Consider the following 25669-nt stretch of genomic DNA (forward strand, 5'->3'; position numbering starts at 1 on the left):
CAGGCTGGTTTTCCTGTCATAGCAAGCCCTCAGAAAAATCGCTTGAACATGACGAGAATCGCAGTATTTTCGCGCGCTCAACAGAATTTGGGTTGGACAACGTGGGGCTTGTGTCCTAAACGCGCGTCGAACCACGAAAAAAACGAAGAATGAAACCCGGCCCTCAGCGAATCTGTTGGCCCATAGTTATACAAAGGTTGAGACCATGGCCGTCCAACAGAACAAAGTTTCCAAGTCGCGTCGCAACAATCGCCGCGCACACGACGCTCTGGTTGCTGCAAACCCGAACGAATGCCCGAACTGTGGCGAGCTGAAGCGCCCGCACCATGTTTGTGCAGCCTGCGGCCACTACGATGACCGCGAAGTCGTCGCACAGGCCGACGAAATCGATCTGGACGAAGACGCGGCCTAAGCCTTTAAAACAGCAGGCAAGGCATGACTGAACAGCCCTCGCACGCCGGACGGATTACCATCTCGGTTGACGCTATGGGCGGAGATTCGGGGCCCGCAACCGTGGTTGCGGGCATTACCAAATCGGCGAATAAAAACCCCGACATCGCGTTCATCCTGCACGGGCCTGAGCAGACGTTGCGCAAACTTGTCGCAAAACGGCGTGTCCTTGAGGGTCGCGTCGTTTTTCGTGATTGCCCCGATGTGGTCACGATGGAAGACAAGCCCAGTCAGGTGGTCCGCAGTAGCAAGCAGACGTCGATGTGGTCGGCGCTCGAGTCTGTGCGACAGAAAGAGGCGCACGGCGCCGTTTCCTGCGGCAACACGGGCGCGTTGATGGCCCTGTCGATGATACGGCTGCGTAAATTACCGGGTGTGAACCGCCCGGCAATTGCGATTCTGTGGCCATCCCGCAACCCGCAGGGGTTCAACGTTATGCTGGACGTAGGCGCGGATGTGCGTGCCGACGCCAAAGATCTGCTGCAATATGCGCTGATGGGTGCGTCTTACGCTCGAAACGGGATGGCACTTGAACGCCCTCGGATCGGCCTGCTGAATGTGGGTACCGAAGAACACAAAGGCCGCGCTGAACTGAAAGAGGCGCACGCCTTGATCGCAGAGTTTGCTGAGCAAGCAAATTTTGACTTCGTGGGCTTTGTCGAGGGCAGCGATATTCCCGGTGACAAAGCAGATGTCGTTGTAACCGATGGATTTACGGGCAACGTCGCAATCAAGACCGGTGAAGGTACGGCAAGCCTGATCGGCGAGCTCCTGCGCCAGGCTTTTAAGTACTCTCCACTATCCCGTCTGGCCTCGGTGCTGGCCATCACGTCACTCAATCGTCTAAAAAAGCGCATTGATCCGCGCCGCGTGAATGGTGGGGTCTTCCTGGGCCTCAATGGAACAGTGGTAAAATCACATGGTGGCGCTGATGCCACCGGAGTCTCGGCAGCAGTCAAACTGGCCTATACCCTGGCACAGTCTGGTTTCGCCGAAAAATTGGCGGCACGGGTTGCATCGACAGCCGAGCTTGCACAAGATGCCGCCCACACGCCGTCAAAGGCCGGCGAATAACAAAAAAGGCAGTACCCCCGAATGGCAGGCCGTTCAGTTGTCGTAGGTGTCGGACATTATTTGCCAGAGCGCATCGTTCCGAATTCCGAGTTTGAAAAGACGCTTGATACAACGGATGAGTGGATCAGAACCCGCTCGGGGATCGAACGTCGGCATTTTGCCGCAGATGATGAAAAGACGTCGGATCTGGCCGCAAAAGCAGCCAAAGCCGCGTTGGACGATGCTGGTCTGACCGCTGACGATATCGATGCGATTGTTCTGGCCACTTCGACAGCCGACCTGACCTTTCCCTCTGCTGCCACCATGGTTCAGGCGCAGTTGGGCATGACCAAAGGGTTCGCTTTTGATGTTCAGGCGGTATGCGCCGGATTTGTCTTTGCGCTCAGCAATGCCAACGCCCTGATCTTGTCAGGACAGGCCAAGCGCGTGCTTGTCATAGGGGCCGAAACCTTTTCACGAATCATGGACTGGACAGACCGGTCGACCTGCGTGCTGTTTGGCGATGGTGCGGGCGCCTTGGTGTTGGAACTGCAAGAGGGCGAAGGAACCGCACAGGATCGGGGCATTCTTGCGATCGACCTTAACTCGGACGGACGATACAAGGATCTGCTTTATGTCGATGGCGGCGTGTCCACCCAGTCGACAGGTCATTTGCGTATGCAAGGCAATCAGGTCTTCCGCCATGCCGTTGAAAAACTTGCAAAAACGGCTGAAACCGCCTTGGATTCCGCTGGCCTCAGCAGTGCTGATGTTGACTGGATCGTGCCCCATCAGGCCAATATCCGGATTATTCAGGGCACTGCCAAGAAAATGGGTCTGTCGATGGATAACGTGGTCGTCACCGTGCAAGATCACGGTAATACATCGGCTGCGTCTATCCCGCTTGCCCTGTCCGTGGGCAAACAGCGTGGCCAGATCAAACAAGGCGATCTTGTCGTGACCGAGGCCATTGGCGGCGGCTTGGCCTGGGGCGCGGTGGTTCTGCGCTGGTAACCGGCGCAAATCAGCTTACACACAGGCGCGCAATTCATTGATATTGACAGCGAATTTCCCCTCGCCATATTCTCGGTAAGCAACAGGGGAAAAGGTATGGGCGATAAAACACTGACCCGAATGGATCTGAGCGAGGCTGTCTTTCGTGAGGTTGGCCTGTCACGCAACGAAAGCGCGCAACTCGTTGAAAGCGTTTTGAATCATATGTCCGACGCACTGGTGCGTGGTGAACAAGTGAAAATCTCGTCTTTCGGCACGTTCAGCGTTCGGGACAAGACCGCCCGCATCGGCCGCAATCCCAAAACCGGTGAAGAAGTTCCGATTCAACCGCGCCGCGTTCTGACCTTTCGACCGTCGCACCTGATGAAGGATCGCGTCGCCGCAGGGAATCGAAAGTAAGATCGGGGCGGCACGGTCATGAGCAAGTCCCCCGACGCGTTTCGCACCATCAGTGAGGTTGCGGTCTGGCTGGACGTTCAGGCTCATGTATTGCGATTCTGGGAAAGCCGTTTCAGTCAGGTCAAACCGGTCAAGCGCGCCGGCGGGCGGCGCTATTACCGGCCTAACGATATGCGTCTTCTGGGTGGCATCAAGAAATTGCTGCATGAGGATGGGATCACCATCAAAGGTGTGCAACGTATCTTGCGCGAAAAGGGTGTGGCATATGTCGCCGCACTTTCCCCAAGCTTGGACGACGTGGGAGAGGCGGACACCGCAGCAGACGAAAATGTTGTTGTACCGTTCACTTCGAAACCTGTACAGACGGGCGAACAGGTCAAAATGGACTTGGGCGAGAGTGAACCCGCCATTGGAACAGTTGCACCCGCAGCGCGGGCAAAAGCTGCATCGCCCGAACCTGAGACAAGACCCGAGCCCACCAGACCGGACGGTCAGGATAAGGCACCTCAGAAGCGCGGTATTGCAACGCAAGCTTGGACCCGAATGGATTTCGATGACCAGCTTTTGAAGCAGATTGCTCCTATGGCAAAGGACCTGCGCGCCATTCTGGAGCGTATGGAAAACCGAACGGCGGGATAAGAAAAAAAGGCGATGATTTCCTCTTGCCCCTGCCGGGAAAGTCTTTATGAACACCTCAACGTCGGGCTATGGCGCAGCCTGGTAGCGCGTCCGTCTGGGGGACGGAAGGTCGCAGGTTCGAGTCCTGCTAGCCCGACCAAATCACACCGACGTTTATGGCAGACAGGCCAGATCCCGCTCTGGCATCAGGGGGGATCGGAATGACAGGTGTATGCCCGAACCAGCAGATCGAAGCGATGATCGCGCGTGGTGAGATCACCGCCACCCCCGAGGTGATCTCTGCACAAGTTCAACCCGCGAGCCTTGATTTGCGTTTGGGAACAGTCGCTTACCGGATCCGTGCGTCGTTTCTGGCAGGCGAAGGACGCTCGGTCGTAGATCGGCTGGCCGAGTTTGAGATGCACCGAATCGATATCTCGAACGGGGCGGTTCTTGAAAAAGGGTGCGTCTATCTGGTGCCTTTGATGGAGTCGCTGGCGCTGCCCAAAAGCGTAACTGCAGTCGCCAACGCCAAAAGCTCGACCGGGCGGCTGGACCTGTTAACCCGTGCAATCACCGATGGCGGAACAGAGTTCGACCGCGTGCCTGCGGGCTATGCTGGCCCTTTGTACGCCGAAATCTGCCCCCGTTCCTTCTCGGTGCTGGTCCGGCCGGGAATGCGGCTGAACCAGATTCGGTTCCGCCAAGGGCAGGCCGTGCTGAGCGACGCAGAACTGACCGCGTTGCACCGTGACTCGCCATTAGTTGACGGGCCGGCGGTGATTCAGGACGGGCTGGGCTTTTCGGTCGACCTGCAACTGCCCGACACTGATCTCGTCGGCTATCGTGCCAAGCCACATACAGGCGTGATCGATCTTGACCGGATCGGAGAGTACGATCCGCAGGAATACTGGGAAGAGGTGCGGACAACGGATGGCCGCATCATTCTGGACCCCGGCGCATTCTATATACTGGTCAGTCGTGAGGCGGTGCACATCCCGCCCATGTATGCCGCAGAGATGGCCCCCTATCTTGCCATGGTTGGTGAGTTTCGGGTGCATTATGCCGGTTTCTTCGACCCCGGCTTTGGCCACGCCGCAGCAGGTGGTGCGGGATCACGCGGTGTGCTGGAAGTACGCTGCCACGAAGCACCGTTTGTTCTGGAACACGGTCAGGTCGTTGGTCGACTGGTCTACGAAAAAATGGCCGAGATGCCCACGCAGCTTTATGGCTCGGGCATCGCGTCAAACTATCAAGGTCAAGGCTTGAAGCTTTCCAAACACTTCAAAGTTGACTGATCAGAATTTCATAAACCGACGCATCTGACGCGTTACTTTCTGTGCCTGTCCCAGTTGTTGTGACGGGCGTGGTCCTGTGGTGTTGCCGCGCTTGGGTGCATCGGCGCCTTGCTCCGACCCGCCACCCATTCGGCTTGCCACGTCAAAGCCCTTGTCGACGCCTTTGTTGATGAGGCGACGCATGACCTGACGGACGATCATGTCAATGATCCGATTGGCGTTCATAGTTCAACTCCATTTCCTGAACCCTAACATAAGCGATCAGTGTGGCAACAAAAGGCCCCGCTGATCACTCTTCCTCGAACAGCTCCGTCTGATCTTCGTCTTCTTCGTTTTCCCCTCCCTCGCCTAAGGGAATAGTGCCGGGCGGTGGGCGGTTTTCCAGCAACCCCGCTGCACGCAGTTCTTTGAGCCCAGGCAGGTCGCGGGCGTTTTCAAGCCCGAAATGGTCAAGGAACTGCGGCGTCACCACAAACGTCACCGGTCGGCCCGGCGTCATGCGGCGGCGACCCAGCCTGATCCACTCCATCTCAAGCAATTGATCGATGGTCCCGCGCGAAACCGAAACGCCGCGTATTTCCTCGATCTCGGCCCGGGTGCAGGGTTGGTGGTATGCCACGATGGCCAGCGTCTCGATCGCGGCACGGCTCAACTTGCGGGTCTCAACCGTTTCTTTTTGCATCAGAAAACCCAAATCCGGGGCCGTTCGAATGGCCCAGGCTTCGCCAACACGGGTAACCCGAACACCGCGACCCTCATAGCGTTTCTGAAGCATTTCAACGGCTTGCGCTGCGTCGCTACCATGCGGCATACGGGCCTCAAGATCGGCGATCGTCACCGGTTCGGCGCTGGCGAACAACACGGCTTCGACCATGCGTTCCTGCTCTGCCATTGGGGGCGCTTCGAACAGGGTGCCGGTGCCTTCGTCTTCGGGGGCTTCAGTCACGGTTGTCAGTCCTCTTGCGCAGTTGGATTGGGGCAAAGGTTTCGGCCTGCTTGATCTCCATATGTCCTTCTTTCACCAATTCCAGCGAGGCCGCGAACGTCGCCGCGGTGGCTGACCTGCGACGCACTGGGTCAGCATCCCAGCCTTGAGGCAGATAAGTCTCCATATCCGTCCACGTACCTGCAAACCCGATCAAAGGGCGCATCCGTTCCAGCGCCTGTTCCATGGTAAACACCGCATCGCGATCCATGACAAAGGGGCGGAATTCGTCACGTGTTCGAATACGCGCATATCCCTGCATGAGGTCCAGCAAAGTGGCCGAATACGTCACCGTGCGGATGCGAGTGACATCCTCACCCTGCCCGCGTTTGAAGAAATCGCGCCCCAGTTGGTCCCGCGCCATCAGACGCGCGGCGGCGTCACGCATGGCCTGAAGGCGTTCAAGCTGAAACGCCAGATGCGCGGCCAGCTCTTCACCAGATGGTCCATCGTCATCGGGATCAGGGGGCAACAGCAGGCGAGACTTCAGAAAGGCCAGCCAAGCCGCCATCACCAGATAATCTGCGGCCAGTTCGATGCGCAGCGCACGCGCTTTCTCCACAAAGGCAAGATATTGATGCGCCAGTGCCAAGACCGAGATTTTCCGCAGGTCGACTTTTTGTGTGCGGGACAAGGTGAGCAATACGTCCAACGGGCCTTCGAACCCGTCGACATCAACGATCAGCGCTTCGGCCGCAAGGCGATCCGCGACCGAGACCGGGTCTTCGCTGAAAAGGTTATCGTTCATACACCTGCCCGCCCATTAGGGCAGATAGTTCCGCTTCGGCAGCTTGGATGTCAAGTTCCACAGGCTTTTGACGCATAGCCAGCGCCCTTTCTGCGCGTTTCTGTGCCTGTGCAGTCATTTCTCCGGCCGCAATCAGAACCTTTTGGCGGGCGGCGAACGATCCGTTGCAATGCAATACGACGTCGCACCCGGCGCTCAGCGCCTTGCGCGCAATATCCTCGGGCGCGCCGCTGAGGGCTTTCATCGAGATATCGTCCGTCATGATCAACCCATCAAAACCGATCTTGTTGCGGATCAAGCTGATCATGGCGGATGAAATCGTGGCTGGTTGCGGGTCGATAGCGTCATAGACCAAATGCGCGGTCATCCCCATCGGCAAGGCGTTGAGGGCGCGAAACGGCGCAAAATCCGCTTGTTCCAGCGCTTCTTGCGTCAGGCTCACATGCGGCAGATCGTGGTGGCTGTCCAAGGTCGAAAAGCCATGCCCAGGCATATGCTTGAGGACTGGCAAAACACCCCCGTCCAGATGCCCTTGTGCGACTGCGCTTCCGATTCTGGAAACCACTAACGGATCAGAGCCATAGCATCGGTTTTTCAGGAACGCGTGGGTGTCCTGGCGCGCCAGATCGACCATCGGGGCGCAGTTGCTGTCAATTCCAAGCGCAAAAAGTTCGTGGGCAATCAGGCGATAGCGTAGATACATGGCCCGTTCGGCATGATCCCCGGCACGCTGGACGTGATCAAGCGGTGGCTTCCAGTCCCGTGCCAACGGGGCGCGCAAGCGTTGAACCCGGCCGCCCTCCTGATCGATCGTGATAAGGCAGTTGCGGCCAACAGCGTTGCGGAAGTCATCGCAGAGAGCACGCACCTGATCCGCGGTATCAATGTTTCGGGCGAACAGAATGAACCCAAAGGGGTTCATTTCACGAAACAGGCTTTTTTCTTCGGGCGTCAGGCGAAAACCTTCCGCATCGCTGATCGCCGCGCCGAACGTCACCGAGCGGCGACCGGAATACAATCAGCGCCCTGCGCCTCAAGCGCCGCACAGAACTGGCGCGAGTCGCTCAGGTCGTCAAAACCGACAACGCGCAGGCGGTAAAATGTCCGCCCGCCACGTGAAGTCTTCTGGATAACCCTCTGCTTGCCAACCATATATTCTCCAAATCGACCATTCAATCTACCCCATTCAGCCGATGCAACATCAGGGCTTTCATACGCCCCCAGCTGGGCCATTCTTGTGCCCTTGGTCAACGTGTTTGGGTCCACATCCAGACCCACCGCCGCCTTTACGGCAGCGTTGATCGCATCCTCAGTGCTCTTGCTGGTCGAAAACCCACTCGGTCTGGAACGCGCCGGGCGGGTAATCGGCCGCAGCGACCGGCGAACACCCGGCAGGGCTGCCAGTTCTGGATCGGGCAGAAGCGCCGCCAAATCGGCGGGATCAATTGCGGGCTCTTCTTCGGGTGTTACCAGTGCTGCAAGCTGCACTCCATCTTCGGTCGTGTTGTCGATTTTTGCCGCCTCGCCTGCCAGTTCAGCGACCAGAGCATCCACGTTGCCTTGGCGCAACCGCGCAGCTTCCTGATCGGAAATCTCTTCCTGCACGACATGCACGGCCGGAGTGGCACTCAAGGGTTCAACCGGAATATCCTCATCCGCCAAAGAAACCGGGCGGGGCGCAAGGATCAACCTATCCGCCGGAGGCGCTGCAGTCCCGACTGCAGCCACAGTATTCACAGCAAGCCCTTGGTGATCCGCAGGCGTTCCGCCCGGGTTTTCAGGCTGAATTCGCATCGGTCCTTCGATGGCTCGCACCACCGGCACGCCGCTGACGTCCCGCATGACAAGCTTGTAGCCCCAGACACCGATCCCGGCGACCAACGCAAGCGATGCAACCGCTCCCATAGCATTCAGGATACGACCCAGCCCCGCAACACGCGGTGCCTCATCATAGTCCGGCAAATCCTCGGGGTACTCATACCCATCCTGCGGATACGGTTGATTCGTATAATGCATATGCTCGGGGCGCGCCTGCCCCGCGTAATCGTAACGTGCCATGTCCGCCTCACCGCCCGTTTCGCGCCGGAAAATAAGGCGCGCGGGTCATTTCTTGCCTACCTCAAACCGGCGCGTCGGGCGGAGTTTGTTACCGCATCTCCTGCGCCGGAGTGACACCAAGAATACCCAAGCCTGCTGAAATCACAACAGAAACAGCCCGGGCCAATGCGATTTTCGACTGGCTTGTGGCAACATCGCCATCTTGAATGAAGCGCAGTTGGGTTTCATCGTTGCCCTTGTTCCACAGCGCGTGGAAATCGCCTGCAAGCTCGTACAGGTAAAATGCAACGCGATGCGGCTCGTTTGTGCGCGCCGCGATTTCGACCAGACGCGGCCATTCTGCAAGCTTCTTGGCAACCGTCAGTTCAGAGGCGTGGTCATTCTTGCTCAGGTCCGCGCTGGCAAGGGTGGCGTCATCGGCGGCGATACCGGCTTCGGCAGCACGGCGCAGCACGCTCATGACGCGGGCATGCGCGTATTGAACATAAAACACGGGATTTTCACGGCTCTGCTCAAGCACCTTGTCAAAATCGAAGTCAAGCGACGCGTCGTTCTTGCGGGTCAGCATGACAAAGCGCGTCACATCCGGGCCGACCTGATCCACCACGTCGCGCAGGGTGACAAAGTTCCCTGCCCGCTTGGACATCTTGAAAGGCTCGCCATTCTTCCACAACTTCACCAGCTGGGTCAGCTTGATATCCAGCGGCACCTTGCCGTCCGACAACGCTGACACGGCTGCTTTCATCCGTTTGACATAGCCACCATGGTCTGCACCGAATACGTCGATCAGCGCGTCAAAACCACGGGTGACCTTGTCATAGTGATAAGCGATATCTGGGGCGAAATAGGTCCAGCTGCCATCCGACTTCTTGACCGGGCGATCTACGTCGTCGCCATGTTCAGTGGATTTGAACAGCGTCTGCTCGCGCGGTTCCCAATCTTCGGGCTTTTTGCCCTTGGGCGGCTCCAGAACGCCTTCGTAGATCAGGCCTTTGTCGGATAGCGATTTCAGCGCGGCTTCGATCTTGCCAGTGCCGTAGAGCGATTTTTCTGAGAAGAACACATCCATCTCAACGCCCAGCGCCTTCAGGTCATCGCGGATCAGATCCATCATCGCGTCGGTGGCAAAGTTGCGCAGCTCTTCCAACCACTCGCTTTCCGGTTTGTCGATCAGGCTGTCGCCGTATTTCTCTTTCAGGGCTTCACCAATCGGGATCAGATAGTCGCCGGGATAGAGCCCTTCGGCAATCTCAGGGCTTAGACCGTTCGCCTCACGGTAGCGTTCATAAGCCGAGCGCGCCAGGACATCCACCTGCGCGCCACCGTCATTGATGTAGTATTCACGCGTCACGTCATGGCCGGAATACGCCAGCAAGCTCGCTAGCGCGTCCCCGAACACCGCCCCCCGCGTGTGACCCACATGCAGCGGTCCGGTTGGGTTGGCCGAAACATATTCCACGTTGACCTTCTGCCCATGGCCCATGGTCGAGCGGCCATAGTCGGTGCCCTTTTCCAACACTGCCGCCAGAACGCCCTGCCACACCGTCGGTGCAAGTCGCAGGTTCAGGAACCCCGGCCCGGCCACCTCGGCACTGATGATCCGGTCATCCGCTGCCAGCTTCCCGGCCAGCACATCAGCAATGTCGCGCGGCTTCATCTTGGCGGGTTTTGCCAGCACCATTGCTGCGTTCGTCGCCATGTCGCCATGCGCCGCGTCGCGCGGCGGTTCGACCGCCACGTTGTCAAAATTCAGCCCCTCAGGCAATGTACCTTCGGACTGCATCTGCGCCAGCGCGTCCAGCACAAGGCCGCGGATCTCGGAAAACAGGTTCATTTCGGATGTCCTTTTGCTTGTCGGGCGGTTTAACACGCGATGCAGCAAGGTCAATGGAAGCAGTCAGTTTCCGACCCGATAACCAGTCAACAACAGCAAGGCAGGTCGTGTGCAGGCACGTCTAGGTGCGCTCGGACAGCTAGCGGCCCGTCAACTTTTTGTGGTCCTGAAGGGCAAAGCGGTCAGTCATTCCTGCAATATAGTCCGACACAATCCGGGCCAACGCAGTTTCATCTTGGGCAGCCTCGATATCACCGTGCCACCGTGTTGGCATCTGTTTGGGATCAGCAAGGTAGATCGGAAAGAGCTCCTCAACAACTTTGCTGACCTCGGCCCTAACTTTCATCACACTGGGGGCGCGATACATGCGCGAAAACAAAAACGTCCGGATCTCTTTAAGCTGCGACCACAGGCCGACTGAGAACTGAATCACGGGATAGCTCAGGTGCCGAATATCCTCGACACGTTGCGCGCCTGATGTGGCGATAAGGCTGTGCGACGTGTCAATCACGTCTGAAACCATGACACCAAAAACACGACGCAACGCCTCGTGCCTGCGGCGGTATGGGTCAAGCCCGGGGTATTTTCGGTCTACTTCGGCGTAACAATCACCCACGATGGGCAATTCCCGGATTTCTTCATCGGTGAACAGATTGGCGCGCAACCCATCCAGCAGATCGTGGTTATTGTAAGCAATGTCATCAGACAGCGCCGCCACCTGCGCCTCGGCGCTAGCATGCGTGTGCAGTTCCAGATCAAAGCTGCTGTTACATTCGGCCAAAGCCCAAGGCAGCGCACCGACTACAGGGCCGTTATGCTTGGCAATTCCCTCCAAGCACTCCCACGTCAGGTTACAGCCATCGAACTCGGCGTAATGGCGTTCCAGCTTGGTAACGATACGAATGGCCTGAGCGTTGTGGTCAAATCCTCCATAGGGCTCCATCAGCGCGTGCAGCGCATCTTCTCCGGTATGACCGAAAGGCGTGTGTCCAAGATCATGTGCCAAAGCGACAGCTTCAGTCAGCTCGGGGTTGAGACCCAAAGCACCGGCAATCGTGCGGGCCACCTGGGCGACCTCAATGGAATGGGTCAGACGGGTTCGGTAACTGTCCCCTTCATGCTCAACAAAAACCTGCGTCTTGTGTTTGAGCCTCCGAAACGCGCTGGCATGAATGATCCGGTCCCTGTCACGCTGGAAACATGATCGGAAACTGCTTTCTTCCTCGGGCACAAGCCGCCCCTTCGCGCGGCCCGGGTCCGAGGCAAATCCCGCTCTTTCCAAAGGTCTTATCCTTGTCGCCTGTCCTAAGGTTTCATATATTGTAGCGTGGTCGAGAAATAAACCTTTGGAGTCCGGCATGAATCTGCCCCCAACAGTCACAGAACGCGCTTTTGAACGGTTAGCCGAAATTGGCGCCGCGGATCAGGGTCAGGCCCTGCGGATCGCAGTTGAAGGCGGCGGTTGCTCCGGTTTTCAGTACGAAATCGCGCTGGACAAACCGAAGGAGGACGACCTTGTATTAGAAGGCAAAGGGCAAAAGGTCATTGTCGACTCGGTTTCCCTGCCATTTCTTGAAAATGCCGTTATTGACTTTACCCAGGAACTGATTGGTGCACGGTTTGTCATTGAAAATCCGAATGCGACCTCTTCCTGTGGCTGCGGCACGTCCTTTTCTATGTAATCGCCAGCGGGGGCTTTGCCCCCACACCCCCAGGATATTTCCAGCCAGATGAAGCAGGGGTCCGCTCTCCGACCCTTTCGCCGGAGAGCTTCACCTGGCGCGGTCATCGGCGTCCCCGCCTGTACCGCAGAACTTTTATTGCTCAAAACAGTTAAGGATCCGTTACTTCATTTGGCCAAAAATATCCCGGAGCGCGAGGCAGAGCCTCGCAAACCCTCTCTTCGACTTGCCGTTAGGGCGGTTCTGCGCGATAGGTTGCCATAAGGCTTCGGAGGATCGCGCATGAAAATCGCCACGTTCAACATTAACGGCATCAAAGCGCGGGCCGAGACTCTGCCGCGGTGGCTGGACGAGGCGCAGCCCGATGTCGTTTTATTGCAGGAAATCAAATCGGTTGATGAGAACTTCCCGCGTGAGATGTTCGAGGAACGCGGGTACAATGTCGAAACCCACGGCCAGAAAAGCTTTAACGGCGTTGCGATCCTGTCGAAGCTGCCGCTCGAGGATGTGACGCGCGGGCTGCCCGGAGATAACGAGGACGAGCAGGCGCGCTGGATCGAAGCCACGGTAATTGGCAAAAGCGCCTTGCGCATTTGCGGGTTGTACCTACCCAATGGTAACCCCGTACCGGGCCCGAAATACGACTATAAACTAGCTTGGATGGAGCGGCTTTATCATCGCGCAGCTGATCTTCTGACCAGCGAAGAGCTGGCGCTGATGGCCGGTGACTATAACATCATTCCACAAGCTGAAGACGCCGCCCGCCCAGACGCCTGGCGCGAGGATGCCTTGTTTCGCCTTGAAAGCCGCGCGGCTTTTCGTAAAATCCTGAACCTTGGGTTTACCGAAGCATTCCGGGCACGCGTTCAGGGTCTTGGCCACTACTCATTCTGGGATTATCAGGCAGGTGCCTGGAACAAGAATGACGGTATCCGGATTGATCACTTTTTGCTGACACCGCAAGCCGCAGACCTAATGCGCGATTGCCAGATTGATGCCGCAGTGCGCGGACACGAGAAACCGTCGGATCACGTTCCGGTCTGGGTCGATCTTGACGTTTAAGGCGTCAGGCCGTCGCGTCGTAGGCGTAGATCCACTCGTATCTCTTGGAAAGCCGGGGGCCGATGGCCTTCAGCGCCAATTGTGCCGCCAGACGCATTGGACCGCGCAGGTGAAAATTCCGCGCGTTTGACCCTGCGGTGGCAACCACCTTTTTTGTTCTTGTAAGACGGCGGGATTCATAAGCGGCCAGCGCCTGTGCTGCTCCGGATTGCTCTTCAAAGGATTGCGCCAGCACCCAGGCGTCCTCGAGTGCCAGACAAGCCCCTTGCGCCATGAAGGGCAGCGTTGGATGCGCGGCATCGCCAAGCAGGGCCAACTGCCCGTTCTGCCAGTTTTTCGCCACGGGACGCAGAAACAAAGCCCAGAGGTGTGTCTCGGTCACATCCGACAGGATATCTCGCACGCTCCCTCCGAAATCTGCAAAACGCGCGCGCAGTTCGTCGGGGTCACCCTGCAGACGCCAGCCTTCCTCTTGCCAGTCCGAACGTTCTTCGATCGCGACCACGTTCATCAACTGTTGATCGCGCAGAGGATAGGTCACCACATGACGTCCCGGCCCCATCGTTAGCGAGGCGCACGGCATCAGTTCGCTGATCGCCCAAGGAATAACCGCGCGCCATGCGACTTGATTGGTAAACTGCGGTGTCTCCGCTCCGTTCAGGATAGGGCGTATGGCGCTGCGGCCCCCGTCAGCCGCAATCGCGCAGTCACAGCGCAGAGACTCGCCCGTGTCTAAAACCAATTCGGCTTCGGTCGGATGCTCGTGAACCTGCACCACACGCGCACCAAGGCGAATTTCTACGCCAGCCTCTGTTGCCGCCCGATGCAGCAGGTCAAGAAGGTCCGCACGGTGATAGTAGTAGGTCGGTCCAGCGTCGGGCGCAGGGATGCGGCTGATGACGCGACACTCGCGATAATCCCGTATGATCGTCCCATGGGAAATCTGCGCATCTTCCGGCACGTCTTCCACGACACCTAGCGCGCGCAGAACCGCAAACCCATTGGCGCTTATCTGTAACCCCGCCCCGACTTCGCTCAAGGCCGGGGCTTGTTCCAGCACCGTGACCTGCGCCCCGCGTTGCTGCAGCGCCAAAGCCGACGCCAGCCCCCCTATTCCACCACCAATGACGTTAAACTTTAAGCCTTTAAGTTTCATAGTGTGGATTTAACGCAAAAACGCCAGAGCAACAGGCCCTGGCGTTCGTGTTTTCCAGAATTGTGCAGCGATCAATCGTCGCGGTGCACCTTCTCGCGGCGCTCGTGCCGTTCCTGCGCCTCAAGCGTCATGGTTGCGATCGGACGCGCGTCGAGACGTTTCAGCGAAATCGGATCGCCGGTCATCTCGCAATAGCCGTACTCACCTTCTTCGATGCGGCGCAGGGCCGAATCGATCTTGGCAACCAGTTTACGCTGACGGTCCCTGGTCCGCAGTTCCAGCGCGCGGTCTGTTTCCTCGCTCGCCCGGTCTGCAACGTCCGGAATGTTGCGTGTGTTGTCCTGTAGCCCTTCGATCGTATCGCGGCTACCAGCCAAAAGTTCGTTCTTCCAATCCAGCAGCTTGCGGCGGAAATACTCAAGCTGGCGGTCATTCATGAAAGGTTCATCTTCGGCCGGGCGATAATCTTCCGGCAGAAAAACTTCCTGCTTCATCTTTGCTCCCTCGGTATAGCCAGTGACGTCGGTTGCTGATGTTTCACCTGACATTTGGCACCCCCTTCTGCGGAGCGTGTATCCGACGCGCGTGCGAATGTCACTACACAAACGTCAACGTGATACTTTATGGCTCAGACCTGTTATTTATTGAGACACAGAACACCAAAACCTTGTTTTTCTATGGAAAATATCGGGCAAAATTTGGGCGGCACAAGACCGTCATGGCACGTCAGAATGCTGTGATCGCCAGAAAAAGGTGGACTCACTGTGAATTTCCGATCACGGGACGTCGCGGCCCGCTTGTCAAAATCATCGCCCCTCTGTAACCCGAACAGCACAGTTTGCGCCAAACCACACGAGGGGCCCATGACCGCACGCTTTCAAGGCACAGCAGAATATGTCGCCACAGATGATCTGACTATCGCGGTAAATGCTGCCGTAACGCTCGAGCGGCCCTTGCTTGTGAAAGGTGAGCCTGGCACCGGCAAGACCGAGTTGGCCAGGCAGGTAGCCGGAGCACTGAACCTGAAGATGATCGAATGGAACGTCAAATCGACAACCCGCGCGCAGCAGGGTTTGTACGAATACGATGCGGTCAGCCGGTTGCGCGACAGCCAGCTTGGCGAAGAACGTGTGCATGATGTGTCGAACTATATCCGCAAGGGGAAACTGTGGCAGGCGTTCGAGGCAGATGAAAAAGTCGTTCTTCTGATCGATGAGATCGACAAGGCCGATATCGAGTTTCCCAATGACCTGTTACAGGAGCTCGATAAGATGGAGTTCCACGTCTATGAGACAGGTGAGACGATCCGCGCCAAGCACCGCCCCATCGTCATCATCACGTCGAACAACGAAAAAGAACTGCCCGACGCCTTCCTGCGCCGCTGTTTCTTTCATTACATCCGCTTCCCGGACGAGGCGACCATGCGTCGGATCGTCGAGGTTCACCATCCGGGTATCAAAGACGCGCTTTTGACCACCGCACTGACACAGTTCTATGAGCTTCGCGACACGCAGGGGCTGAAGAAAAAACCGTCTACCTCTGAGGTACTGGATTGGTTGAAGTTGTTGTTGGCGGAAGACCTGAGCGCAGAGGACCTGAAACGCGATGGCGTCAATGCCCTTCCCAAGCTGCACGGTGCGTTGCTGAAGAATGAGCAGGACGTGCACTTGTTCGAAAGGCTTGCCTTTATGGCACGCAGCAAACGCTAAACAACAGACCATATTCAGATCGCCGCTTGCGTTGGACGGGTCTGGCTGTCAGCATTGCAGGTGGCGGTCCGGTCGAACCGGACCAGGTTGGATCGGGACAGAACGGGACACTGTGATTGGCTGACACTTTGACCATCCGCGCGCTGCGGCCCGAAGACCGACCACAGTGGTCCGAGATGTGGCGCGACTATCTGGCCTTCTACGAGACCACCGTCTCGGACGAGGTGTATGCCACCACATTCGCGCGACTGCTTGGCGACGACCCACATGATTTTTCATGCTTTGTTGCGGAACGCGACGGTCAATTGCTGGGTCTGACGCATTATCTGTTTCATCGTCACGCGTGGAAAATCGAAGACGTCTGCTATCTGCAAGACCTTTTCGCCCGCCCCGAGGCGCGTGGCACGGGTGTTGGGCGCGCGCTTATTCAGGCCGTGTATGACGAGGCTGACCGCCGGGGTGCCCCTTCGGTCTATTGGCTGACGCAGGAATTCAACCACACCGCCCGCAAGCTTTATGACCGCATCGGCAAGCAAACGCCGTTCATCCGGTACCAGCGCTCATGATACGTTGGGCTGCTCTTCTTTCAGCAGCGGTGCTGGCTGGCTGCGCAACGGTTGAACCGGTCGGAGTTCCCACCCGCGTCAAGGCGATTGAAGAGACGTTGCCACCGGCAAAGACCTTCGCGCGCGCGTCGCCAACGCCTCCGGTCCGGTCAAACGCGAATATCGCGTCGGATTTCGTGTCGTTGCATTTTGCGCTGGAAGGTGGCGCGCAATTGCCGGTTTTCACGCGGTTTGAAACGTCTATCACCGTACGTCTCACCGGCTTGCCCACGCCCTCGATGCAGCGGGACCTAACTCTGTTGCTGAACCGGCTGCGGCGCGAGGCCGGGATCGACATCCTCCAAATCTCGGACGGCACCGCCAACATCACGATCGAGGCCGTCAGCCAGGATCAAATCCACGAAATTCTGCCGCAGGCCGCCTGTTTCGTGGTGCCCAATTCTTCAAGTTTCGAAGAATATCGCCGCGACCGCCGCAAACAGAAAAGCAGTTGGAGCCGCCTGAACAGCCGCGAGCGCCTGGGTATTTTTGTCCCGTATGACGTCAGTCCGCAGGAAAAACGCGATTGCTTGCATGAAGAGGTTGCGCAGGCGCTGGGGCCGCTGAACGATCTCTATCACCTGCCGGACTCGGTGTTCAACGATGATAACATCCACACCGTTCTGACGGGGTTTGACATGCTGATACTACGCACCGCTTATGCGCCCGAGTTGCGCAGCGGCATGACGCGCGAACAGGTTGAAGCCGTCCTGCCGGGCGTGCTGAACCGTCTGAACCCGCGCGGAAATACCCTGCCGGCACAGCCGCTTTCCGACACGCCGAGAGAATGGATCAATGCGATTCAAAAATCACTGCGCCCGCAAGTGAGCACCCAGCGGCGCATGCGGGCCGCGCAGAGGGCCGCGCAAATCGGACAGGAACAAGGCTGGACCGACCACCGTCGCGCCTATCCGTATTACGTGATGGGACGCATGGCGCAGTTCGACAACCCGCAGAAGGCTTTGCAGAACTATCAGCTTGCCCTGCAATACCTGCGCGCCGCACCCGGCACCGAGGTGCATCAGGCATATGTTACGACCCAAACTGCTGCCTTTGCCCTTGCACGTGGCAAAGGACCGGAGTTTCTGCCGGAACTGGACAAAGCCATCGGTGTCATGACACGGGCCGAGAACGCCTCGCAACTGGCGACGTTGCTGCTGTTGAAATCCGAAGCGCTCAATCAGGCCGGGCGTTCCGCTCAGGCACGTTCCGTCAGGCTGGACAGTCTTGGGTGGGCGCGCTACGGGTTCGGCTCGGAAACAGTGGTCCGGTCGTTGATGCAAAACGTTGCCGAAGGACCCGCCAACAGCAGGGGCGGATAGCGCATGGTCGTAGTTCTGGGAATGGCGTTACTGGGGGCAATCCTTGGGGCGATAACAGCGCGCAAACGCAAGGGCAGCGGTGCAGACATCGCACAATATGCCGCTGGCTACGGTATCGCCTTTGCTCTGCTGGGGTTGGTTTTGTCGCTACTCCTAGTGCGGTTTGTGGCCTGACCGATGTTTCTGCCCTTCTTCGAAAACCTCAGGAAATCCGGCGTTCCCGTTTCATTGCGCGAATACCTGACCTTTCTGGAGGGCATGAAAAAGGGTCTGGCGACCTATGATGTTGAGGCGTTCTACTACCTCGCGCGTGTCTCGATGGTGAAAGACGAACGCAACATCGACAAGTTCGATCGCGCCTTTGCCGCCAGTTTCGAAGGCTTGGATGCGATAAGCTTCGAACAGGTGCTAGAGGCGGTCGACATCCCTTCTGACTGGTTGGCCAAGATGGCTGAAAAGCACCTCTCCGATGAAGAAAAAGCCGAGATCGAAGCCCTTGGTGGTTTTGACAAGCTGATGGAAACGCTGCGCGACCGGCTAAGCGAGCAGCAAGGCCGTCATCAGGGCGGCAACAAGTGGATCGGGACGGCCGGAACCTCTCCGTTCGGCGCGTATGGGTATAATCCCGAAGGTGTCCGCATCGGCCAGAAAGAAAGCCGCCATAAGCGTGCGGTCAAAGTCTGGGACAAGCGGGAGTTCAAGAACCTGGACGACACGGTTGAACTGGGCACCCGCAACATCAAGGTCGCGCTGAAACGCCTGCGCCGCTGGGTGCGCGAAGGCGCGGCGGAAGAGCTTGACCTTGATGGTACGATCCGCGCCACCGCCGAACATGGCTATCTGGATGTCAAAACACGACCCGAACGACACAACGCGGTAAAGGTTCTGCTGTTCCTGGATGTGGGCGGTTCGATGGACCCGCATGTCAAGGTGGTCGAGGAATTGTTCTCGGCCGCCCGGACCGAGTTCAAGCATCTGGAATATTATTATTTCCACAACTGCCTGTATGAGGGTGTCTGGCGTGACAACCGCCGACGCTGGGATCAACAAATACCCACGTATGAGGTGTTGCGGACGTATGGCTCGGATTACAAGTGCATCTTTGTCGGCGATGCCTCAATGAGCCCCTATGAAATTGCCTATCCGGGCGGTGCGAACGAGCACTGGAACCAGGAGTCCGGTCAGATCTGGCTGCAGCGCGCGCGCGAGCAGTGGCCGTCAAACCTGTGGATCAATCCGGTGCCGGAAAAACACTGGAATTACACCCACTCCATCGGCATGATTCAGGACATCTTCGAGGACAGAATGGTGCCTATGACATTGGCCGGGCTTGAGCAGGGAATGCGTGAGCTGACACGTTAATCGACGGCATCTGATTGTTAAGTGACAGGGCCACTCAGCAACTGCTGTTCGTGGGCACGAATGGCGCACCCAACGATTGCCTTGCCTTCATTGCTTGCGATGACAGATGCGATATCGCACATGCAAATTTATGCTTCATGGTTTTCCATGTTGATTTGAGTGGCCTCAGGATTTTCTGGGTGGATCCATATTCGAATAACCTAGGCGTCGTAGGACACGCCAACCGTGCCCAAGTAGAACTTACGACTTTTTGATTGCCCTTGTCGCCAGACGCACCCATATCTTAGGCATGTTTCGATTTACCCCCATCCTGCTGGCAATCGCCTATGCCCTTGTGATGTATCGGGTTTCCGTCTGGCGCACGCATCGCGAGCTGGATGCAAAATCAACCGAACTGGCAGATCCGGCGCTGAAACGCATGACCGATCGGCTGGCAGCGGCGTTGGAGATCGAACGCGTTCCCGTCTATATCTACGAAATCGACCCCGTGAATGGCCTTGCTGCGCCTGATGGTCGAATTTTCATCACGCGTGGCTTTTATCGCAAGTTTCGCAGCGGAGAGGTCTCGGCCGAGGAAATGGCAAGCGTGATCGCACACGAGTTGGGGCATGTGGCCTTGGGTCACGCGCGTCGACGCATGATTGATTTTTCGGGCCAAAACGCGATGCGGGCGGCGTTGATGATGCTTCTGAACCGTTTCATCCCCTTCATCGGGGTGTGGATTGCCAATGCTCTGACCCATCTTCTCGCGTCGCGTCTGTCACGCGGGGATGAATATGAGGCCGATGAATATGCCGCCGCCCTGCTGACAAAGGCAGGGATCGGGATCGGGCCGCAGAAGTCCCTGTTTCACAAGCTGGAAGACCTGACCCAGCAGCGGGCCGGTGTCGTTCCTGCTTGGCTGATGAGCCACCCCAAAACCGACGAACGCATCGCCGCGCTTGAGGCGCTTGAGCAACGTTGGGGCACAGAAGCCTAGACAGGCGCGGCAATTCGCTTGCCTCGGGATAGGCCTTTAGCTGGCCAACGCCTTCCCCAAACGCGGCAAGCGCGCCTTTTTCATCAACGCCCGCATGGCCCATTGGTCGCCGGACAATCGATTAGCCTCTGACAGCACACGCGCGGCAACATCCCCCATTCCGGCGGGGTCAATTCGCCAGAACCCGAGTAACAAGCCGTCAGGGTCGCGGCGGTCAAGACCTTCTTCCGACAGAATGTTCCTTGGAAAATCCTTTGCATTGACGGTTACGATAACGTCCGCCGATGCCCCCACTGCCGTTGCAAGAACGTGAATATCGGCGCTGTCAGGCAGCCACAGCCGCTGTTCAAGCCCCGGATTCGCGTTGCGTTCGGCCTCTGGCCATTGTGATTGGGTCAAGGCGATCTCGGCACGGGCCTGAACCTCACCTTCCGGTCCCAGTTTGCGGGCTGCGCGAGCCCATTCTTCGAGGATTCGTGCAGACCACACCGGCGTAAAATGGCCCAGCCTGGCGGCGCCCAGCAGCATCTCTCGCATCACCGTGGGATAGATGACGCAGGTATCAAGAACTGCCTTCATAGCCGATAGAACACGGCCTTGAGGTAGCCACTTTCAGCCAGTTGCGGCAGTTGCGGATGGTCAGGGCCAGCGAAACCCGTATGGATCAGTTGAGCCTGTCGCCCTGCCCGACCAATCCCACGTGAGGACGCATCGCGGAACCGGCCCAGATCAGCCGCATGCGAGCATGAACAGAGACCCAGATAGCCACCGGGCGCCACCAGTGGCGCAGCAAGGCGCGCGATGCGTTCATAGGCGCGCAACCCTGCATCCAACGCCTGTTTCGACGGCGCAAAGGCGGGTGGGTCGCAGATGACCACGTCGAATTGCGCGCCCTCCTCACCCAGTTGCGTCAGCACGTCGAAGGCATCGCCTTGGCGAGTCTGCAAACGATCTGCAAAGCCCGAGGCCCGCGCGCCTTCCGTGGCCAGCTCAAGCGCCGCAACCGAACCATCAACGCACAAGGCGTGTTCGGCCCCTCCGGCCAGCATGGCCAAACCGAAGCCCCCCACATGGCTGAACACGTCAAGCACTTTTGCACTCGGCTGCACCAACCGTGCGGCGAAGGCATGGTTTGGGCGCTGGTCGTAAAACAAGCCGGTTTTCTGGCCACCGGTCAGGTCCGCCATGTAGATCGCCCCATTCATCGGCACAGAAAGCGGCGCGTCAGGTGCCGTTCCTCGCAAAACCTGGTTTACGTCATCTAACCCTTCAAGCCCGCGTGTGCGACCCGAGGCGTTTTTCAGAACAGTGGTCACACCTGTCACAGCAACCAGCGCGTTGGTCAGGGTTTCCAGATGCACCTCGGCCCAGGCGGCGTTGGGCTGAATCACGCAAGCCTCACCAAAGCGGTCGATAATCACACCGGGAAAGCCATCCGCCTCGGCATGGATCAGGCGGTAGTACGGCGCGTCGAATAGGCGTTCGCGCATCTCGAGCGCGCGGCGCAGGCGGGTTTCGAACCAATCGGCATCCAGTTGCGCATCCAGATCGCGGTCCAGCACACGGCACATAATCTTCGAATCTGGGTTCACGGCGACCAACGCGATTGGGGTGCGTTTGTCGTCTTCGAGCACCGCCAAAGCGCCCGAGGGGATTTTGCGTGTCCGGCGGTCGGTCACGATGTCATTGGCGTAGACCCACGGGAAACCATGGCGCAGGCCGCGCGCGTTGGCTTTGGGTTTCAGTCGAATACGGGGGCGGTCGGTGGTTTGGCTCATGGCGCCCTCTTAGTGGCGAACGCCTCCGGGGAAAAGCCCTAGCGGGGCCTAGACCGCCACCCGCCGCGCCGTTTCGGTACCTTGGCCGATTGCAACCCCTCGGCCAGAACCTGCGTCATAGGATGATCTGCCTCTTGCGCGGCATAGGCGGCGTGAAGATCGTTCAGCGCTTGCGATTGATCCCGATCAGCAGGCAGGCTAAGTGCCCAGTCCAGAAAGATACTGCGGCATTCGGGCAGCGTGATCCCTTCGATACGATAGGCTTCGCGGATCAGACCCTTGTGATCGTTTGGATCATTATTGCGCGGCATCCTGCCCCTCCTCGATCACGCGGCCGATGATATCGGCGGCGGCGGTATAACTCTCTTGCAGCGCTGCCTGCAACTGTTCGACCTGCTCAAAGCCAGTGGCCCGGCACAGGAAGGCCGTGCCGCCCTCGCCGATCTTGTCAGCCTCAATAACTTTGCCAGACAACAACCGGGCAGCGCATTGCACGGACCAGCATAGATCATAGCACGCCTTGAGATTTTGCGCCTGAGCGACGTCCAGTAATCCGGCTGCGACAGCACCGTCCAACCCGCTGGAGACATCACGCTGCGCAACACCGGATAGCAGGGCGCCGGTTTCCGCCACCAACTCGATATCCATCATTCGCCCTGCACCATTCTTGACATCCCAGATGCCCGCAGGAGACTTGGCTGCCGCCAGACGCGCCCGCATCTCGGCCACTTCGCGCAGAACCTTATGGCGATCTACGGGCTCAGACAGAAAGGCGGCGCGGAAAGTCTCAATATTCTGCGCCAACCCTGAATCACCGGCAACCACGCGGGCACGGGTCAGGGCCAGATGCTCCCACACCCAGGCCTTGTTTTGCTGGTAGCTGATGAAACTGGCCAAGCTGGTCGCCACTGGCCCCTGATTGCCCGAGGGGCGCAGGCGCATATCGACCTCGTACAGCCGCCCCTGCGACATCGGCGCTGACAGTGCTGTGATCAACGCCTGCGTGAACCGGGCATAGTATGTGCGTGTAGCAATCGGGCGCGGTCCGTCAGACATCTCCTGATCCAGCGGGTCATAAATCACGATCATGTCCAGATCGGATTGCGAATTGATCCGCCCTGCCCCCAACGATCCCATACCCAGAACCGCGGCCCCGCGTCCCGGCGCAGGCCCGTGTTTCTTTGCGAATTGTTCGGTAACGCAAGGCAGGATCGCTGCGATTACGGCGCTGGCCAGTTCGGCATAGTATTGCCCGGCCTTTACGCCGTCGATCAACCCGCGCAGGTGGTGAACACCGATACGGAAATGCCACTCCTTGCACCAGCGGCGCGCAAAATCCAGTTTCGTTTCATAGTCATGCTCTTGCTCAAGCGCCTGTTCCAACTCGGCCTGCAAGACTGATCGCCCGGGCCAAGCGGCAAAGAAGCTGCCACCGATCACCGCATCAAAAACCGATGCGTTGCGCGACAGATGCGCCGCCAGCGTGTGTGAAGTACCCACAATATCAACCAGTAGATCGATCAAATGCGGGTTTGCTTCGAATAGGGAAAACAGTTGCACGCCAGCAGGCAGACCTGACAAGAACCCGTCCAGCGCCAGCAACGCCTCATCCGGTTTCGCCGTTTTCGAAAGACGCGTAAGAAGCTCGGGCTTCAACCGTTCGAATATCCGCCGCCCGCGTTGCGAGCGGAGCGCTGGATACGTGGTCCAGCGGGCCAGAACACCTTGGTCGAAATCGGCCTCTCTGGCCGGTGCAGGCGTCGATGAGCCGGGGGCAAAGAACCCTTCGGTCAGCTCATGTACCTCGGTCAGACGACGGGTTAGATCGGCAGACAGCTCTGCGCCGTCAATCCCCATCAGACAGGCCACCCGCTCAATCCCGTCTGCAGACTGCGGGACCTTGTGGGTCTGCGCATCATGGACCATCTGAATGCGGTGTTCGACCTGACGATGCGCGCGGTAGTGATCGGTCAGTTTTTCCGCTGCGGCCTGAGGGATCCAGTTTTTTTCAGCCAGCGCAGACAGACCGGGCACGGTGCCGCGCACCCGCAGGTCGGGGTCGCGCCCCCCGGCGATCAACTGACGGGTCTGAGTGAAGAACTCGATCTCCCGGATACCGCCCTGCCCCAGTTTCATGTCGTGGCCCGGTATGGTCAGTGCGCCACCGGTTCCTTTGTTCTCGCGAATGCGCAGGCGCATGTCATGGGCGTCCTGAATGGCCGCAAAGTCCAGATGGCGACGCCAGACAAACGGGCGCAGCGTATCAAGGAATCGCTGCCCGGCAGCGATGTCACCCGCGCAGGGGCGTGCCTTGATGTAGGCTGCCCGCTCCCACGTGCGGCCCAGACTTTCGTAATAACGTTCAGCCGCTTCAGCCGCCATGCAGACCGGTGTTACCGCTGGATCAGGGCGCAGGCGCAGGTCGGTGCGGAACACATAGCCACCTGCGGTTTTATCGCTGAGCGTGGCGCAGAAATTACGCGTAGCACGCACCATACCGTGCCGCGCCTCGTAGAAATCATCCGGGTCAAACCGAGTTTCGTCAAACAGCACAATCAGGTCGATGTCCGAGCTGTAGTTCAACTCAAACGCGCCCATCTTGCCCATAGCCAGGATGATCATCCCAGCGGCTGTTTCCACGTCGTCCGGCCCCATCCCTGGCAGTTTGCCACGACGGATGAGTGCTGCGATTTCGGCCTTTGCGGCCACATCCGCAGCCAGCGCCCCAAACTCCGTCAACGCCCCAGTCACCTTTTCCAGCGGCCATGCGCCCGCCAGATCGGCCAGCGCGGTCAGCAGCGCCAGCCGCCGTTTGGCCTGTCGCAATCCGGGTTTGAGCTGGTCCGGCGGAAGACGGCGCGCGGCGTCCATCAAATCAGCCAATGCCTGGTCGGGGTGCAGCAAGGCACCGGGCAGCCAATCACGCTCTCTCTCAATCAACCCTTTTAGATAAGGGCTGCTACCCGCTGCGCCTGTGATCAATTCGCACTGTTCCGGCGTAACGTCCGCCACGGCGCGCAAGGCTTCCTCGCCAAGCGAGGCATCGAAGGCGCGCGGTACGCGGTGAATTGTCAGCGGCGCAGTCATCGGAACTCCAACGGGGTGTCCTGACTGAAGCTGTTGACCCAAACGTCATTGCGGCGCTCCCACAGGGATGAGATCAACATCGCCTCTTGCACATCAAGTCCTGTGCGCTGGTAGTCGGCGCGGTAGCTCAGTAACACCATGTCCGGGGTCAAAACCCGAAGCTTAGCTTGGCTCAATTCGTACCGGGCCATTGTTGGCGCATCGGCAAACTGACTGACGTGATCATCCCGATTTGCAAACCCGGTGGGGTACACTCCCAGAAAATCCACACTCAACAGTGCACGATCAGCCGACGCATTGCCATCGACCAGCGCGTTCCAAACCTGCTTTTCCAGTGAAAGTATATCGTCAAGCGCAGGAGTGGGCTTATCTTCATTGATTTGCATGTCCGAAACCTGCGCCCGATAACGGCGAAGGTCAACCAGAGACCGCTCTTGATCTGTCAATGTAAATCTTTTTCACATAGACCC

28 protein-coding genes and 1 tRNA gene are annotated in these 25669 nt (G+C 58.3%); 15 read left to right on the forward strand and 14 right to left on the reverse strand.

Annotation, left to right across the window (positions count from 1 at the left end; translation table 11 throughout):
• Positions 1 to 205 precede the first annotated feature (205 nt).
• From rpmF to AC2FIT_RS01195, 7 genes are all read left to right on the forward strand, one after another.
• On the forward strand, positions 206 to 412 hold the full coding sequence (gene rpmF / locus AC2FIT_RS01165; protein ID WP_068331762.1) for a 50S ribosomal protein L32: 207 nt from the start codon (positions 206 to 208) through the stop codon (positions 410 to 412).
• A 23-nt stretch (positions 413 to 435) separates the two neighbouring features.
• Positions 436 to 1524: a phosphate acyltransferase PlsX gene (gene plsX / locus AC2FIT_RS01170; RefSeq protein ID WP_496825857.1), complete on the forward strand. Its 1089-nt coding sequence runs from the start codon at positions 436 to 438 to the stop codon at positions 1522 to 1524.
• Between the two features lie 21 nt (positions 1525 to 1545).
• The gene (locus tag AC2FIT_RS01175) at positions 1546 to 2517 is read left to right on the forward strand and encodes a beta-ketoacyl-ACP synthase III (RefSeq protein ID WP_496825859.1); all 972 of its coding nucleotides are present in this window, start codon (positions 1546 to 1548) and stop codon (positions 2515 to 2517) included.
• Positions 2518 to 2613: 96 nt separating this feature from the next.
• Positions 2614 to 2916: an integration host factor subunit alpha gene (gene ihfA, locus AC2FIT_RS01180; RefSeq protein ID WP_008755922.1), complete on the forward strand. Its 303-nt coding sequence runs from the start codon at positions 2614 to 2616 to the stop codon at positions 2914 to 2916.
• 18 nt (positions 2917 to 2934) lie between these two features.
• The gene (locus tag AC2FIT_RS01185; protein WP_496825861.1) at positions 2935 to 3555 is read left to right on the forward strand and encodes a MerR family transcriptional regulator; all 621 of its coding nucleotides are present in this window, start codon (positions 2935 to 2937) and stop codon (positions 3553 to 3555) included.
• Positions 3556 to 3617: 62 nt separating this feature from the next.
• Positions 3618 to 3694, forward strand: a tRNA-Pro gene (locus AC2FIT_RS01190).
• A 61-nt stretch (positions 3695 to 3755) separates the two neighbouring features.
• Complete coding sequence (locus AC2FIT_RS01195; RefSeq protein ID WP_496825863.1) at positions 3756 to 4832, forward strand: 2'-deoxycytidine 5'-triphosphate deaminase; 1077 nt, start codon at positions 3756 to 3758, stop codon at positions 4830 to 4832.
• Here AC2FIT_RS01195 and AC2FIT_RS01200 read toward each other — a convergent pair whose 3' ends face one another.
• The 7 genes from AC2FIT_RS01200 to AC2FIT_RS01230 all read right to left on the reverse strand — a co-directional run bounded on the left by AC2FIT_RS01200 (position 4833) and on the right by AC2FIT_RS01230 (position 11739).
• Positions 4833 to 5057 carry a hypothetical protein gene (locus AC2FIT_RS01200; RefSeq protein ID WP_496825865.1) on the reverse strand — a complete coding sequence of 75 codons (225 nt, stop codon included), beginning with the start codon at positions 5055 to 5057 and terminating at the stop codon, positions 4833 to 4835.
• A 64-nt stretch (positions 5058 to 5121) separates the two neighbouring features.
• Positions 5122 to 5778 carry an SMC-Scp complex subunit ScpB gene (scpB, locus tag AC2FIT_RS01205; RefSeq protein ID WP_496825867.1) on the reverse strand — a complete coding sequence of 219 codons (657 nt, stop codon included), beginning with the start codon at positions 5776 to 5778 and terminating at the stop codon, positions 5122 to 5124.
• Entirely contained in the window at positions 5771 to 6565 is a 795-nt protein-coding gene (locus tag AC2FIT_RS01210; RefSeq protein WP_496825869.1) for a segregation and condensation protein A, read from the reverse strand. The genes scpB and AC2FIT_RS01210 overlap by 8 nt, the downstream gene beginning before the upstream one ends.
• Complete coding sequence (gene nagZ / locus AC2FIT_RS01215; RefSeq protein ID WP_496826484.1) at positions 6555 to 7562, reverse strand: beta-N-acetylhexosaminidase; 1008 nt, start codon at positions 7560 to 7562, stop codon at positions 6555 to 6557. Before nagZ ends, AC2FIT_RS01210 begins: the two co-directional genes overlap by 11 nt.
• Entirely contained in the window at positions 7559 to 8623 is a 1065-nt protein-coding gene (locus tag AC2FIT_RS01220; protein ID WP_496825871.1) for an SPOR domain-containing protein, read from the reverse strand. The genes nagZ and AC2FIT_RS01220 overlap by 4 nt, the downstream gene beginning before the upstream one ends.
• Positions 8624 to 8711: 88 nt before the next feature.
• A complete protein-coding gene (gene argS, locus AC2FIT_RS01225; RefSeq protein ID WP_496825873.1) occupies positions 8712 to 10457 on the reverse strand; it encodes an arginine--tRNA ligase in 1746 nt (581 codons plus the stop codon).
• A gap of 139 nt (positions 10458 to 10596) precedes the next feature.
• Positions 10597 to 11739, reverse strand: coding sequence for a deoxyguanosinetriphosphate triphosphohydrolase (locus tag AC2FIT_RS01230; RefSeq protein ID WP_496825875.1), 1143 nt, complete (start codon positions 11737 to 11739; stop codon positions 10597 to 10599).
• Between the two features lie 76 nt (positions 11740 to 11815).
• Between AC2FIT_RS01230 and AC2FIT_RS01235 the strand changes: the two genes are divergently transcribed.
• Positions 11816 to 12139 (forward strand): HesB/IscA family protein, encoded by a 324-nt coding sequence (locus AC2FIT_RS01235; protein ID WP_496825877.1) that lies wholly within the window; start codon positions 11816 to 11818, stop codon positions 12137 to 12139.
• Positions 12140 to 12421: 282 nt separating this feature from the next.
• On the forward strand, positions 12422 to 13201 hold the full coding sequence (gene xth, locus AC2FIT_RS01240) for an exodeoxyribonuclease III (protein WP_496825879.1): 780 nt from the start codon (positions 12422 to 12424) through the stop codon (positions 13199 to 13201).
• Positions 13202 to 13205: 4 nt separating this feature from the next.
• Here the strand turns inward: xth and AC2FIT_RS01245 are convergent, their stop codons facing one another.
• Together AC2FIT_RS01245 and dksA are read right to left on the reverse strand one after the other, a co-directional pair.
• On the reverse strand, positions 13206 to 14357 hold the full coding sequence (locus AC2FIT_RS01245; RefSeq protein ID WP_496825881.1) for an FAD-dependent oxidoreductase: 1152 nt from the start codon (positions 14355 to 14357) through the stop codon (positions 13206 to 13208).
• A gap of 71 nt (positions 14358 to 14428) precedes the next feature.
• A complete protein-coding gene (dksA, locus tag AC2FIT_RS01250; protein WP_068332636.1) occupies positions 14429 to 14851 on the reverse strand; it encodes an RNA polymerase-binding protein DksA in 423 nt (140 codons plus the stop codon).
• Between the two features lie 369 nt (positions 14852 to 15220).
• Between dksA and AC2FIT_RS01255 the strand changes: the two genes are divergently transcribed.
• The 6 genes from AC2FIT_RS01255 (at position 15221) to AC2FIT_RS01280 (ending at position 20334) form a co-directional block, all read left to right on the forward strand.
• Complete coding sequence (locus tag AC2FIT_RS01255) at positions 15221 to 16066, forward strand: AAA family ATPase (protein WP_068331792.1); 846 nt, start codon at positions 15221 to 15223, stop codon at positions 16064 to 16066.
• Between the two features lie 176 nt (positions 16067 to 16242).
• On the forward strand, positions 16243 to 16632 hold the full coding sequence (locus AC2FIT_RS01260; protein ID WP_496826487.1) for a GNAT family N-acetyltransferase: 390 nt from the start codon (positions 16243 to 16245) through the stop codon (positions 16630 to 16632).
• The gene (locus AC2FIT_RS01265; RefSeq protein WP_496825883.1) at positions 16629 to 17993 is read left to right on the forward strand and encodes a DUF2927 domain-containing protein; all 1365 of its coding nucleotides are present in this window, start codon (positions 16629 to 16631) and stop codon (positions 17991 to 17993) included. Before AC2FIT_RS01260 ends, AC2FIT_RS01265 begins: the two co-directional genes overlap by 4 nt.
• Positions 17994 to 17996: 3 nt before the next feature.
• Complete coding sequence (locus tag AC2FIT_RS01270) at positions 17997 to 18167, forward strand: hypothetical protein (protein ID WP_496825885.1); 171 nt, start codon at positions 17997 to 17999, stop codon at positions 18165 to 18167.
• 3 nt (positions 18168 to 18170) lie between these two features.
• Positions 18171 to 19355 (forward strand): vWA domain-containing protein, encoded by a 1185-nt coding sequence (locus AC2FIT_RS01275; RefSeq protein WP_496825887.1) that lies wholly within the window; start codon positions 18171 to 18173, stop codon positions 19353 to 19355.
• 289 nt (positions 19356 to 19644) lie between these two features.
• Positions 19645 to 20334 (forward strand): M48 family metallopeptidase, encoded by a 690-nt coding sequence (locus AC2FIT_RS01280; RefSeq protein WP_496825889.1) that lies wholly within the window; start codon positions 19645 to 19647, stop codon positions 20332 to 20334.
• Between the two features lie 36 nt (positions 20335 to 20370).
• Here AC2FIT_RS01280 and AC2FIT_RS01285 read toward each other — a convergent pair whose 3' ends face one another.
• The 5 genes from AC2FIT_RS01285 to AC2FIT_RS01305 are packed head-to-tail and all read right to left on the reverse strand — an operon-like array spanning position 20371 to position 25645.
• Positions 20371 to 20913 carry an RSP_2648 family PIN domain-containing protein gene (locus AC2FIT_RS01285; RefSeq protein ID WP_496825891.1) on the reverse strand — a complete coding sequence of 181 codons (543 nt, stop codon included), beginning with the start codon at positions 20911 to 20913 and terminating at the stop codon, positions 20371 to 20373.
• Positions 20910 to 22112: an RSP_2647 family RNA methyltransferase gene (locus AC2FIT_RS01290; protein WP_496825893.1), complete on the reverse strand. Its 1203-nt coding sequence runs from the start codon at positions 22110 to 22112 to the stop codon at positions 20910 to 20912. The genes AC2FIT_RS01285 and AC2FIT_RS01290 overlap by 4 nt, the downstream gene beginning before the upstream one ends.
• 38 nt (positions 22113 to 22150) lie before the next feature.
• The gene (locus AC2FIT_RS01295) at positions 22151 to 22423 is read right to left on the reverse strand and encodes a hypothetical protein (RefSeq protein WP_496825895.1); all 273 of its coding nucleotides are present in this window, start codon (positions 22421 to 22423) and stop codon (positions 22151 to 22153) included.
• On the reverse strand, positions 22410 to 25199 hold the full coding sequence (locus AC2FIT_RS01300; RefSeq protein ID WP_496825897.1) for a [protein-PII] uridylyltransferase family protein: 2790 nt from the start codon (positions 25197 to 25199) through the stop codon (positions 22410 to 22412). Before AC2FIT_RS01300 ends, AC2FIT_RS01295 begins: the two co-directional genes overlap by 14 nt.
• A complete protein-coding gene (locus AC2FIT_RS01305; RefSeq protein WP_496825899.1) occupies positions 25196 to 25645 on the reverse strand; it encodes a DUF4440 domain-containing protein in 450 nt (149 codons plus the stop codon). The genes AC2FIT_RS01300 and AC2FIT_RS01305 overlap by 4 nt, the downstream gene beginning before the upstream one ends.
• Positions 25646 to 25669 lie beyond the last annotated feature (24 nt).

The sequence above is a fragment of the Ruegeria sp. YTSA135 genome (assembly GCF_059610165.1).

Bases quoted from the DNA above. Each gene is read 5' to 3' on its own strand.
- rpmF (WP_068331762.1), top strand. From the start codon at position 206: ATGGCCGTCCAACAGAACAAAGTTTCCAAGTCGCGTCGCAACAATCGC.
- plsX (WP_496825857.1), top strand. From the start codon at position 436: ATGACTGAACAGCCCTCGCACGCCGGACGGATTACCATCTCGGTTGAC.
- AC2FIT_RS01175 (WP_496825859.1), top strand. From the start codon at position 1,546: ATGGCAGGCCGTTCAGTTGTCGTAGGTGTCGGACATTATTTGCCAGAG.
- ihfA (WP_008755922.1), top strand. From the start codon at position 2,614: ATGGGCGATAAAACACTGACCCGAATGGATCTGAGCGAGGCTGTCTTT.
- AC2FIT_RS01185 (WP_496825861.1), top strand. From the start codon at position 2,935: ATGAGCAAGTCCCCCGACGCGTTTCGCACCATCAGTGAGGTTGCGGTC.
- AC2FIT_RS01195 (WP_496825863.1), top strand. From the start codon at position 3,756: ATGACAGGTGTATGCCCGAACCAGCAGATCGAAGCGATGATCGCGCGT.
- AC2FIT_RS01200 (WP_496825865.1), bottom strand. From the start codon at position 5,057: ATGAACGCCAATCGGATCATTGACATGATCGTCCGTCAGGTCATGCGT.
- AC2FIT_RS01210 (WP_496825869.1), bottom strand. From the start codon at position 6,565: ATGAACGATAACCTTTTCAGCGAAGACCCGGTCTCGGTCGCGGATCGC.
- AC2FIT_RS01220 (WP_496825871.1), bottom strand. From the start codon at position 8,623: ATGGCACGTTACGATTACGCGGGGCAGGCGCGCCCCGAGCATATGCAT.
- argS (WP_496825873.1), bottom strand. From the start codon at position 10,457: ATGAACCTGTTTTCCGAGATCCGCGGCCTTGTGCTGGACGCGCTGGCG.
- AC2FIT_RS01235 (WP_496825877.1), top strand. From the start codon at position 11,816: ATGAATCTGCCCCCAACAGTCACAGAACGCGCTTTTGAACGGTTAGCC.
- xth (WP_496825879.1), top strand. From the start codon at position 12,422: ATGAAAATCGCCACGTTCAACATTAACGGCATCAAAGCGCGGGCCGAG.
- AC2FIT_RS01245 (WP_496825881.1), bottom strand. From the start codon at position 14,357: ATGAAACTTAAAGGCTTAAAGTTTAACGTCATTGGTGGTGGAATAGGG.
- dksA (WP_068332636.1), bottom strand. From the start codon at position 14,851: ATGAAGCAGGAAGTTTTTCTGCCGGAAGATTATCGCCCGGCCGAAGAT.
- AC2FIT_RS01255 (WP_068331792.1), top strand. From the start codon at position 15,221: ATGACCGCACGCTTTCAAGGCACAGCAGAATATGTCGCCACAGATGAT.
- AC2FIT_RS01260 (WP_496826487.1), top strand. From the start codon at position 16,243: ATGTGGCGCGACTATCTGGCCTTCTACGAGACCACCGTCTCGGACGAG.
- AC2FIT_RS01265 (WP_496825883.1), top strand. From the start codon at position 16,629: ATGATACGTTGGGCTGCTCTTCTTTCAGCAGCGGTGCTGGCTGGCTGC.
- AC2FIT_RS01270 (WP_496825885.1), top strand. From the start codon at position 17,997: ATGGTCGTAGTTCTGGGAATGGCGTTACTGGGGGCAATCCTTGGGGCG.
- AC2FIT_RS01275 (WP_496825887.1), top strand. From the start codon at position 18,171: ATGTTTCTGCCCTTCTTCGAAAACCTCAGGAAATCCGGCGTTCCCGTT.
- AC2FIT_RS01280 (WP_496825889.1), top strand. From the start codon at position 19,645: ATGTTTCGATTTACCCCCATCCTGCTGGCAATCGCCTATGCCCTTGTG.
- AC2FIT_RS01285 (WP_496825891.1), bottom strand. From the start codon at position 20,913: ATGAAGGCAGTTCTTGATACCTGCGTCATCTATCCCACGGTGATGCGA.
- AC2FIT_RS01290 (WP_496825893.1), bottom strand. From the start codon at position 22,112: ATGAGCCAAACCACCGACCGCCCCCGTATTCGACTGAAACCCAAAGCC.
- AC2FIT_RS01295 (WP_496825895.1), bottom strand. From the start codon at position 22,423: ATGCCGCGCAATAATGATCCAAACGATCACAAGGGTCTGATCCGCGAA.
- AC2FIT_RS01300 (WP_496825897.1), bottom strand. From the start codon at position 25,199: ATGACTGCGCCGCTGACAATTCACCGCGTACCGCGCGCCTTCGATGCC.